General features: G+C 63.0%; 9 protein-coding genes and 1 pseudogene. 4 read left to right on the top strand and 6 right to left on the bottom strand.

Annotation, left to right across the window (positions count from 1 at the left end):
• The coding region (locus QZ501_RS13645; protein ID WP_295720257.1) for a hypothetical protein at positions 1 to 274 on the bottom strand (274 nt) is incomplete at its 3' end.
• 118 nt (positions 275 to 392) lie between these two features.
• On the opposite strand from QZ501_RS13645, the gene gloB reads away from it, so the two are divergent.
• From gloB to QZ501_RS13660, 3 genes are all read left to right on the top strand, one after another.
• Entirely contained in the window at positions 393 to 1,184 is a 792-nt protein-coding gene (gene gloB / locus QZ501_RS13650) for a hydroxyacylglutathione hydrolase (protein WP_295720259.1), read from the top strand.
• Between the two features lie 129 nt (positions 1,185 to 1,313).
• A complete protein-coding gene (locus tag QZ501_RS13655; RefSeq protein ID WP_095616752.1) occupies positions 1,314 to 2,933 on the top strand; it encodes a LysM peptidoglycan-binding domain-containing protein in 1,620 nt (539 codons plus the stop codon).
• 7 nt (positions 2,934 to 2,940) lie between these two features.
• Positions 2,941 to 3,729, top strand: coding sequence for an enoyl-ACP reductase (locus tag QZ501_RS13660; protein WP_151439613.1), 789 nt, complete (start codon positions 2,941 to 2,943; stop codon positions 3,727 to 3,729).
• Between the two features lie 5 nt (positions 3,730 to 3,734).
• On the opposite strand, the gene QZ501_RS13665 is transcribed toward QZ501_RS13660, so the two are convergent.
• Together QZ501_RS13665 and QZ501_RS13670 are read right to left on the bottom strand one after the other, a co-directional pair.
• Positions 3,735 to 4,103 carry a PilZ domain-containing protein gene (locus tag QZ501_RS13665; RefSeq protein ID WP_095616750.1) on the bottom strand — a complete coding sequence of 123 codons (369 nt, stop codon included), beginning with the start codon at positions 4,101 to 4,103 and terminating at the stop codon, positions 3,735 to 3,737.
• Entirely contained in the window at positions 4,103 to 5,857 is a 1,755-nt protein-coding gene (locus QZ501_RS13670) for a DUF1631 family protein (protein WP_295720264.1), read from the bottom strand. Before QZ501_RS13670 ends, QZ501_RS13665 begins: the two co-directional genes overlap by 1 nt.
• 152 nt (positions 5,858 to 6,009) lie before the next feature.
• Here QZ501_RS13670 and QZ501_RS13675 point away from each other — a divergent pair, with 152 nt between their 5' ends.
• On the top strand, positions 6,010 to 7,083 hold the full coding sequence (locus tag QZ501_RS13675; protein ID WP_295720267.1) for a 3-deoxy-7-phosphoheptulonate synthase: 1,074 nt from the start codon (positions 6,010 to 6,012) through the stop codon (positions 7,081 to 7,083).
• On the opposite strand, the pseudogene cobA reads toward QZ501_RS13675, so the two are convergent.
• The 3 genes and pseudogenes from cobA to QZ501_RS13690 form a co-directional block, all read right to left on the bottom strand.
• Positions 7,049 to 7,837, bottom strand: a pseudogene (cobA, locus tag QZ501_RS13680) (uroporphyrinogen-III C-methyltransferase); the annotation flags it as partial. The gene QZ501_RS13675 and the pseudogene cobA sit on opposite strands and share 35 nt — an antisense overlap.
• A gap of 86 nt (positions 7,838 to 7,923) precedes the next feature.
• Complete coding sequence (gene serS, locus QZ501_RS13685; protein WP_295720269.1) at positions 7,924 to 9,210, bottom strand: serine--tRNA ligase; 1,287 nt, start codon at positions 9,208 to 9,210, stop codon at positions 7,924 to 7,926.
• 20 nt (positions 9,211 to 9,230) lie between these two features.
• On the bottom strand, positions 9,231 to 10,529 hold the full coding sequence (locus tag QZ501_RS13690; RefSeq protein ID WP_295720272.1) for a replication-associated recombination protein A: 1,299 nt from the start codon (positions 10,527 to 10,529) through the stop codon (positions 9,231 to 9,233).
• Position 10,530 lies beyond the last annotated feature (1 nt).

Below are 10,530 nucleotides of genomic sequence, written 5' to 3' on the forward strand. Positions count from 1 at the left end.
CCACCGAGTCCATCCAGTCATCGTGGAAGGGCAACTCCTCGGGCCTGGCGATGACCGGCCCGCGATCCGTATCAGAGTTCACTTTGGGCAGCACCTGTGGCTGCTGCCCCTCCGGCAGGCGTGGTGTGACCGCCAGTGCCGAATCCAGACCAACCTCAAGATGGCGTGTACCGAAGACACGGGTCATGGCCGTCGCCACACAGGCCTGTTCCTGGTTCAGCAGAGCCGAACCCAGCCCGGTTCCGAGCCAGTGTGCGAATGCCTCTGCGTTCATACTGATTCCCCCTGTCCGCAGCGCAATTGTCGAGCCCTGCGCCACAGCTGGCAAGTGCGCTCTCGTCACAGGCTCTGGTTTTCCTATAATGGGGGTGAATCCAGTAACGGAGTCCGCTATGAGCTATCAGATCGATGCCATCCCCGCACTCAGCGACAACTACATCTGGTGCATCCATGATACAGAAAGCAAAGCCGCGCTGATTGTGGATCCCGGCGAAGCAGCCCCTGCCCTGGATTTCCTCGAGCGCAACAGCCTGACGCTTGAGGCGGTTCTCCTGACCCATCACCACCCGGACCACACCCAGGGGGTGGGCAAGCTGATCGGCGACAGCGGGGTGCCCGTGCACGGCCCTGCGGATTCACCCTTTGGCGGCATCACCAACCCCCTGCGTGAAGGTGACACCCTGGGCTGGCGGGCGCTGTCATTCCAGATCCTGGCCGTACCCGGACACACGCGTGATCACATTGCCTTCAACAGCGACAGCCCGGGGCTCAGCCAACCCATAACCCTCTGTGGTGATGCCCTGTTCGCCTGCGGATGTGGTCGGCTGTTCGAGGGCAACCCCGCACAGATGCGCGCTTCCCTGGTAAAACTCCGCGAATGGCCGGACAACACTCTGGTGTGCTGCGGCCACGAATACACCCGCGCCAATGTCGCCTTTGCGCGCGCCGTCACACCGGACGACACAGAGCTTGCGGAATACCAGACCAAGGTTGAACGGTTGCGTGAAGCCGGCCAGCCCTCGGTCCCCACCACCCTCGGGCAGGAACGCCGCCTTAACCCCTTCCTGCGCTGGGATGACCCGGCCGTGGTAAGTTCGGCGGAAACCAGGGCCGGCGAGCACGGGCTCGACGGGGACCGCATCTTCGGCATCATCCGGGAGTGGAAGGACGGTTTCCGCGGCTGAAAACCGCTTTTAACAGAACCCACATTAAAACTTACCCGGTTTAATTGACGGTACTCAGGGCCCTTCCTAGAATCCCGATACGCTGTGTGAACCGGGTTTGTCACAGGCTTCAACCAACCGGCTGTCCCTATGCATTACGTTCCGCTCCTATGCCTGCTTTCAGCCATCAGCCTGCCACTGCTGTCAGGCTGCGAAAGTCTCCAGCCCCAGGGGGCCAGTACTGAGAGCAATCCACCGCCCATTACCCGGGCCGCGCGGATGGATGCCGACGTGCGCAACGATGGAGCGCTGCGCCCCGAGCACCAGAGAAAAGCCGAAGATGGGCCCGACGAAACGGATGACGGCTATGACACGGTCTGGCACCGGTTGCGGGACAGCTTCAAGCTTGATCTTGATGTCAACGACGAGCGCGTGCGCGACCAGCTCGCCTGGTACAGCCGTAACCAGTCCTACATGGACCGGACTGCGGAAAGGGCCCGCCGATACCTGCCCTACATCATCCGCGAGATCGAGAAGCGGGACATGCCCGGCGAACTGGCACTCCTGCCGCTGGTCGAAAGCGCCTATGATCCGTTCGCCTATTCCCATGGCCGGGCATCCGGAATCTGGCAGTTCATTCCAGCCACGGGCCGCGCTTTCGGCATGGAGCAGAACTGGTGGTATGACGGGCGCCGTGACATCATCAGCGCCACCCAGGGCGCTCTGAGCTACCTGGAGCGGCTATCGGGGCGATTCGACGGCGATTACGAACTCGCCCTCGCCTCCTACAATGCCGGTGCCGGCCGGGTACTGCGTGCCATACGACGCAACGAGCGCCAGGGAAGACCCACGGACTACTGGAACCTCCATCTACCGAGAGAAACCCGTCATTACGTGCCCAAGCTTATAGCCCTGGCCCGTATCGTGGCGGACCCGGAAGCCCACGGTATCCAGCTTGAACCCATTCCGGATGATCCCTACTTCGAGGTGGTGGATATCGGCGGCCAGCTGGATCTGGCACAGGCTGCCAGCATGGCCGGAGTCGGAGTGAACGAGATCTATCGGCTCAATCCCGGCTTCAACCGCTGGGCGACGGCTCCGGACGGCCCGCACCGACTGCTTGTACCCGCCGATTCAGCGGACAGGTTCCGGGAAGCGCTGACCACCCTGCCCGAGGACCAGCGGGTGAGCTGGCGCAATTACACCATCCAGAGTGGCGATACCCTGATCAGCATTGCACGTTCCTTCAATACGACCCCCGATGTGATCCGCCAGCACAACGACATCCGGGGCCACACCATCCGCAAGGGCGAGCGCCTGCTGATCCCATCTGCCGGCAACGCCAGCAATGCCTATACCCTGAGCGAATCCAACCGCAGGGCAGCACGCCAGGCTGCCTCCGGCAACAAGGGGCAGAACCGCATTGACTACCGTGTCAACGCCGGAGACACGCTCTGGGATATCGCCAGTGCGCATGATGTTGCCGTCAGCAAACTGGCCAGCTGGAATAATCTGGCGCCCGGCGACACCCTGCGGCCCGGGGATACGCTCGCCATCTGGACAGACAAGCAGCAGCCCCGGAGCGAACGCCGTGAAATGGTCCGGCGCGTGGGCTATACGGTGCGCTCCGGCGACTCCCTCCGCCACATCGCGAACCGCTTCAACGTGGGCGTCTCCCAGATCGCCCAGTGGAACAACATCAATACACAGGACTATCTTCAGCCCGGACAGCGGCTTAAGCTGTACGTGGACATACGCAACACACACTGAGGTCAGCATGGGAATACTGGACGGAAAGAAAGCGCTGGTCGTCGGCGTCGCCAGCAAACACTCAATCGCCACTGGCATTGCCCAGGCACTGCATGAACAGGGTGCCGAGCTTGCGCTCACCTATCAGAACGAAAAGCTCAAATCCCGGGTGGAAGGCTTTGCCGAGAGCTGGAACAGCAACATGGTGTTCCCCTGCGATGTCTCCGACGATCAGCAGATCGCGGAACTGTTCGAGTCCCTCAACGAACACTGGGGTGGCCTCGACATCCTGGTGCACTCGGTGGGCTTCGCTCCCGGCGAAGAGCTTGACGGCGACTTCACCGATGTAACCAGCCGTGAAGGCTTCAAGATGGCCCATGACATCAGCTCCTACAGCCTGACGGCGCTGGCCCGCGAAGCACGGCCTCTGATGCAGGGGCGGAACGGCTCCATCCTGACCATGACGTACGTGGGCTCGCAGCTGGTTCTGCCCAACTACAATGTCATGGGTCTGGCCAAGGCCAGCCTGGAAGCCAGCGTCCGCTACCTGGCCGCCTCCATGGGTCCGGAAGGCATCCGCGTGAATGCCGTTTCAGCCGGCCCCATCAAGACCCTCGCGGCCTCAGGCATCAAGAGTTTCCGGCGCATGCTCGCGGAGAATGAAAAGCGCACGCCCCTCCAGCGCAATGTCACCACAAAGGAGGTTGGCAACACGGCGGCCTTCCTGACCTCCGATATGGCAAGCGGTATAACGGGCGAGGTCATCTATGTGGATGCCGGATTCCGCAACATGGGCATGAACCCGATAGAGGACTGAAGGGCTCAGGCCTCCAGCAGGATGGCGACAGTCTCCTTCCAGGCAGGAAGGCTGTCGTCACCCGTATCCAGCACCGCAAGACCAACCCGCCAGAAGCCATCCGCCCACTCCCGGCACGAACGTACCTCGGTCAGCAGCGAGTGAACGGCGCTGTCATCCACCGTCACCTTCAGATTCAGCAGAGCCCCTTCCACAACCGGCTCGTCCGCGGTAACACTGAGGCCACTGGCGGAGATGTCCCGTGTGCGGCAGCGCAGCCAGCGGGGTGGTTCGTCACCCACACCGTCCGCCACCTGGAGATCCGCCACAATACGCCCGGCAATCCGGTACTCGTCCCGCTGTTCTCCGTCTTCCGGCTTCCAGGTTCCTGTCATCAGCGCCCCACCCGCAGTCGTCCCACAACGCGGGAAAGCGTATCCGCAAACTCAGCGCCTTCACTGAGCAGCTGCGCTTCCCCATCCCGTACACGGGTGGCCAGATCTTCGCGCAGGATCTCCCGGCGATTGAGACCGTACCGGTCCACGAACACCAGTTTTCCGGAAGCCCTGATACGCAACGCCAGCTTCAGCCGCAGCGCTTCCTCCCCGCTGCCAAGCTGGATCCAGCTTCCGGCCTCCAGACGATCCACTTCCGCCAACACCTTCTCCCGGATTTCCGCTTCGTCATTGATGCGCCGTGTCTCGGCCTCATCCCGGGCTTCCCTTTCCGCTTCCGCCCGCTCACGGGCCTCCCGTTCCTCGCGCTCCTGCTCCCGCTGGCGCTCTTCTTCAAACGCCTGCTCCTGGGCCCGGCGCAAAGCCTCCGCTTCCTCCCGTGCTTTGTCCCGCGCCTCTTCGCGCTGCTTTCTCTGGGACTCCAGTACTCGCTGGAGGCTGTCCAGAGTATCACTGAGTACGCCGGCAAAGGGGTAGGCTTCCGGCAGATGGGTAAGCTCACCGGCCTCAAATCGCTCCCTGACCGACCGGAAGGGCTCGATATCAAGCTTGGCGCCCCGGGCATTGGTCCAGAGCACCTCGCCGGTTTCCTCCAGAAAACCGGTCAGAAACTGTCGGATCTGTTGGCCATCCGCCTCGTACAGATACCAGCTGCCCACCCAGCTACGGGCCTCATCCCCCTGAGCCTCATCGGGTCTCTCAAGCCAGCGCGGATCCGCTTCCGGTATGCTCGCGGCCTCCTGCTCCACCGCTTCATCCCGCAGGCGCCTGGCAAGAAGCGCATCCACCGGTGCAAAGCGCTGTGGATCCGGATCACGCCCCTCCACCAGGGTGACCACCTGCACCAGTTTGTCAGTGAGTTGTTCCCCGACGTGATAGAGCCGGTTCCGGTCCTGGCCACACAGATTCCCATCCCCAACCCAGATCAGCCATTCCAGAAGGCGGAAGGCATGGCGCCAGGGCTCGGAATCAATGCCGTGTTCCAGAGCCGCCCGACGCATCAGTACCCGCCAGTCATCCTCGATGAAGGCCCAGAGGCTGGCGGGGAGCTGCCGCCCCCGGCAGGTGCGCGAAAGCGCCGCCCGCACTGCCTGCTCCGCGGCGCGCTGGCCGGCCGCGCCGGACTCGGTCTGCCACAGCCGTTGCGCCACACGCTCGGCCTGTTCAGCCTGGTGGCTGATCTGTTCCAGCCAGTCACTGACGCAGGCCTCAAGTGGCTCTTCCCCGCCGCGGAACGCCTCGCCCACCGCCTGTTCCATAGCCGCAAGATGGCTTTCCACCGGTCTATCGGAACGCCCCCCGGTCCGGCTCCATCCCCGCAATGCCTGGAGGCTGTCCAGCCACCGGTGAAGCGGGCGCTGCTCGGAGACTGCTTCAGCACCACGCGCCTCAAGGTCCAGTGCCAGCCAGAAACGCAGTCGCGCCGCACGGTGCACCAGGTAGGGATGAAGGCCTGAACGGCGCAGAAAGACGTTCATGATCCGATCCGCCAGATAGGCGGCGTTGACCTGACGCATGCTCCAGACGGCATCAGTCCGCTGAAGGTGGGTGACTACCCGTTCGTCACTGCCAGCCTGCCAGGCCTCCGACAGAGTACTGTGCCAGCGGGAACTGTCATCCGGCGCGGACTGCCCCACCGGATACGGCAGATCCGGTATCCGCAACTCGGTGATGATGGATTCAATCAGGCTCACACGTTGCCCTGCACGGTCATGGGTGTCTGGCATACACCTTAAACCAGGCAACGAACGGCGACCAGTACACAGAGGGCCGCCGGATTGCATCACCGCGGGATTTGACGCACTATAACGGCCCGTTTCCGTGCATGGGTGAACAAGAGGCAGTGATGGCAAGCAGCGACATCGAGAACGTCAACATTGAGGAACAACAGGTACTGACCACGCCGGCGGCGCTCAAGGAGCAGCTGCCACTGACCGATGCAGCGCGGCGGACCGTGCTGGAAGGTCGTCAGACCATCAACAATATCCTCGATGGCAAGGACCCGCGCCTGTTTCTGGTTGTCGGCCCCTGCTCGATCCATGACCCTGATGCCGCTCTGGACTACGCCCGGCGCCTGAAGGCGCTGGCGGACGAGGTCAGCGACACCCTCTTTCTTGTCATGCGGGTCTATTTCGAGAAACCGCGGACCACTACCGGCTGGAAGGGTCTGATCAATGACCCGCACCTGGACGACAGCTTCGATATCGAGCGTGGCCTCTACATTGGCCGTAAGCTGCTGCTCGATATTGCCGAGCTCGGCCTGCCCACGGCCACGGAAGCCCTGGATCCCACGGCGCCACAGTACCTGCAGGACACCATTGCCTGGTCCGCCATCGGTGCGCGCACCACCGAATCCCAGACCCATCGGGAGATGAGCAGCGGCCTGTCCATGGCCGTCGGCTTCAAGAACGGCACGGACGGCAGCCTGGATGTAGCAGTCAACGCCATGAACTCCACCGCCAACCCCCACAGTTTTCTGGGCATCGACCAGAATGGCCAGGTGGCCATCACGCGGACCAAAGGCAATCCCTACAGCCACGTGGTGCTGCGCGGTGGCGGCGGAAGCCCGAACTACGATTCCGTGAACGTCGCCCTCTGTGAGAAGGAGCTGGAAGCGGCGGATGTGCGTAATGCCATCATGGTCGACTGCAGCCATGCCAACTCCAACAAGGATCCAGCAGTGCAGCCACTGGTCATGCAGGATGTGACCCATCAGATCAAGGAAGGCAATCAGTCCATCATTGGGCTGATGGTCGAAAGCAACATCAACTGGGGCAAACAGAAGCTTGCCGCCATGGACGAGATGGAATACGGCGTCTCCGTAACCGATGCCTGCATCGACTGGGAAACCACCGAGAAGGCCATCCGTCAGATGCGGGACGAACTCAGGGACCTGATTCCCCACCGTCACCGGGGCTGAACGCCTCCGGCTCGGCGGGCATCTGCTCCAGCCAGCCGAGCTGACCTCTCAGACTCACCACATCGCCCACGATGATGATGGTCGGGGCACGCACCCCGGCCGCATCAACCGCCTCCACAATGGACTCCAGGGTGGCGCTGACAACCTGCTGATCCGGTGTGGTCCCCTTGGACACCAGTGCGCAGGGCGTTTCAGCCGGCATGCCATGGGCAATCAACTCGCGCGTGATCACCGGAAGCCCGACGAGGCCCATGTAGAAGACCAGTGTCTGCCGGTTCTGCACGAAATCCTGCCAGGGCAGATCCGTGCTGTCATTCTTCAGGTGGCCGGTAATGAAACGCACCGACTGGGCGTGATCACGATGCGTCAGCGGTATCCCGGCATAAGCGGAGCAACCCTGGGCCGCCGTGATGCCAGGCACCACCTGGAAGGGCACACCGTGTTCCGCCAGACGTTCGATCTCCTCGCCGCCACGTCCGAATATGAACGGATCCCCGCCCTTGAGTCGCACGACCCGCTTTCCGGCCTGTGCGTATTCCACCAGAAGCTCGTTGATCCGGTCCTGGGGGACGCTGTGATTGGAGCGCGCCTTCCCTACATGGATGACCTCCGCGCCTTCATTGATCAGGGCCATAATGGGCTCCGAGACCAACCGGTCATGCAGCACCACATCCGCCTCTCGCAGCAGGCGCAGCGCCTTGATGGTGAGCAGGTCCGGGTCCCCGGGTCCTGCCCCCACCAGATAGACCTCGCCGCCCCGCTGGATTTCCGTGGAGGTCGTCCTGCCCGGAGGCAGGAGGCTTCTCAGGCGATCCTTCACCCACTGCGTCACCATTGGCTTCAGGCTCCTTCCGGTACAAGCTCAGTGATGCCGCCCATATAGGGCTTCAGTGCCGCCGGAATACGGACCCGGCCGTCTGCTTCCTGATAGTTCTCCAGGACCGCCACGAGGGCGCGCCCTACCGCCAGGCCCGAGCCATTGAGTGTGTTCACCAGCTCTGGCTTGCCGGTCTCGGGATTGCGCCAGCGTGCCTGCATCCGACGGGCCTGGAAGTCCCGGGTGTTGCTGCAGGAGGAGATTTCCCGGTAGGCGGACTGCCCGGGCAGCCAGACTTCCAGATCGTAGGTGCGGGCAGCCGCAAAGCCCATGTCACCACCACAGAGCGTCACAACCCGGTAGGGAAGCTCTAGGCGCTGCAATACCGTCTCGGCATGGCCGGTCAGCGCTTCCAGCGCCGCATCGGAGTCCTGCGGCCGCACAATATGAATCAGCTCCACCTTCTCGAACTGGTGCTGACGGATCATCCCCCGGGTATCCTTGCCATAGGCCCCGGCCTCGCTGCGGAAGCACGGCGTATGGCAGACCATCCGCTTCGGCAGTTCCTCTGCCCCCAGGATGCTGTCCCGCACCAGATTCGTGGCGGGCACTTCGGCGGTGGGAATCAGGTAGAGATCCCGATCACCGTCAATCCGGAAGAGATCTTCCTCAAACTTGGGCAGCTGCCCGGTACCGGTGAGGCTGTCGCTGTTCACCAGGTACGGCAGATAGGTTTCCGTATAGCCGTGCTCGGCGGTGTGCAGATCCAGCATGAACTGGGTCAGCGCGCGGTGCAGGCGCGCCACCCCACCCTGCATCACCGCAAACCGTGCCCGGGCGATGGTGGCGGCTGCAGCAAAGTCCATACCCCCAAGGCCTTCGCCCAGGGTCACATGATCCACCGGTTCAAAGGCCGGTTCCGCGGGTTTGCCCCAGCGCCGGATCTCAACGTTGTCCTCGTCGGAATCCCCCTCGGGCACCGTCTCATCCGGCACATTCGGAATCCCCTCGAGGAAGGCGTTGAGCTCCGCCTGGAGCTCCCTGAGCTGGTGTTCGGCGTCCGCCTTCTGCTGCTTGAGGGATTCCACCTCGTCCATCAGCGGTTGAGCGTCCTCGCCGTTGCGTTTGGCTTCCCCAATGGCCTTGGAGCGGCGTTTCTGCTCCGCCTGGAGTTCCTCGGTCCGCGTCTGGAGGTCACGCCGGCGGGTTTCCAGTTCACGCACCCGCCCGGTGTCCAGCTCATAACCGCGCCGTGCCAGCTGGGCAGCCACGGTGTCAGGATCGGTTCGCACCCATTTGGGATCCAGCATGATGCTCTCTTGTCCAGTCGTCAGTTGTTGTTTCCTTCCGGATAGCGCTGCCGGTCGCTCGCGGCATTCAGCCGATCGAGATAGGCGCGCTTTTCCGCCAGTTTCTGTTCCAGGCCACGCGGTTCCGGCTCATAGAAGCGCGTGCCGTGGAGCGCTTCCGGCATGTAGCTCTCACCCGCCGCAAACGCCTCGGGTTCATCATGGGCATAGCGGTATTCCGCGCCATAGCCCTGTTCCTTCATCAGTTTCGTGGGCGCGTTGCGCAGATGCACCGGCACCGGGCGGTCCTGGTCTTTGCGCACCAGGGCCATGCATTCGTTGAACGCCCGATAGACGCCGATGCTCTTGGGCGCCAGCGCCAGGTAGGTCACCACCTGCGCCAGTGTCAGCTCGCCTTCCGGGCTCCCCAGCCGCTCCTGCACCTGCCATCCTTCCATACTCAGGCTCAGGGCCCTGGGGTCGGCGTTACCGATGTCCTCGCTGGCAATGCGCACCAGCCGGCGCGCAATATACAACGGGTCGCAGCCGCCATCCAGCATCCGGCACATCCAGTAAAGGGCCGCATCCGGATCAGATCCGCGCACCGACTTGTGCAGCGCGGAGATCTGATCGTAGAAAACATCGCCGCCCTTGTCGAAACGCCGCAGCGACGTCTGCAGCACTTCCCCCAGAACGGCCTCATCAATGACGGGTTTTTCGCCACCCTCATCCCGAGCAAGATCCGCGCCCACCTCGAGGCTGTTGATTGCCCGCCGCGCATCGCCATCCGCCGCCCGGGCCATCATTCCAAGCACCTCGTCGGACACCGACACCGCCTGGTTGAGCCCATCTTCCGCTTCGAGCGCACGCCGCAGCAGCGCCACAAGATCCGCTTCCTCAAGATCCCGCAGCACGTACACACGCGTGCGTGACAGCAGCGCGCTGTTGAGTTCGAACGACGGGTTCTCGGTGGTAGCGCCCACGAAGATGACGGTGCCTTCCTCGATATGCGGGAGGAAGGCGTCCTGCTGGGACTTGTTGAAACGGTGGACCTCGTCCACGAACAACAGGGTTTCCTGGCCGTTCATCTCCAGCCGTTCCCGGGCCGCATCCACCGCATTCCGGATATCCTTCACCCCAGCGGCCACAGCTGACAGCGTCTCGAAATACGCCGAGGTCTGTTCCGCCAGTAGCCGTGCAAAGGTCGTTTTACCGACGCCCGGCGGGCCCCAGAGGATCATGGAGTGGAGCTGGTTCTCCTCCACGGCACGACGCAGCGGCTTGCCCTCGCCTACCAGGTGCGGCTGGCCGACATAGTCGGTCAGCACGCGCGGTCGCATA

It is taken from the genome of uncultured Halovibrio sp., from assembly GCF_913056445.1.
Classification (GTDB): Bacteria; Pseudomonadota; Gammaproteobacteria; order Pseudomonadales; family Oleiphilaceae; genus Halospina; species Halospina utahensis_B.

Excerpts from the sequence above, each read along its gene's own strand:
- QZ501_RS13655 (WP_095616752.1), top strand. The coding sequence starts at position 1,314 with ATGCATTACGTTCCGCTCCTATGCCTGCTTTCAGCCATCAGCCTGCCA.
- QZ501_RS13660 (WP_151439613.1), top strand. The coding sequence starts at position 2,941 with ATGGGAATACTGGACGGAAAGAAAGCGCTGGTCGTCGGCGTCGCCAGC.
- QZ501_RS13665 (WP_095616750.1), bottom strand. The coding sequence starts at position 4,103 with ATGACAGGAACCTGGAAGCCGGAAGACGGAGAACAGCGGGACGAGTAC.
- serS (WP_295720269.1), bottom strand. The coding sequence starts at position 9,210 with ATGCTGGATCCCAAATGGGTGCGAACCGATCCTGACACCGTGGCTGCC.
- QZ501_RS13690 (WP_295720272.1), bottom strand. The coding sequence starts at position 10,529 with ATGCGACCGCGCGTGCTGACCGACTATGTCGGCCAGCCGCACCTGGTA.
- gloB (WP_295720259.1), top strand. The coding sequence starts at position 393 with ATGAGCTATCAGATCGATGCCATCCCCGCACTCAGCGACAACTACATC.
- QZ501_RS13675 (WP_295720267.1), top strand. The coding sequence starts at position 6,010 with ATGGCAAGCAGCGACATCGAGAACGTCAACATTGAGGAACAACAGGTA.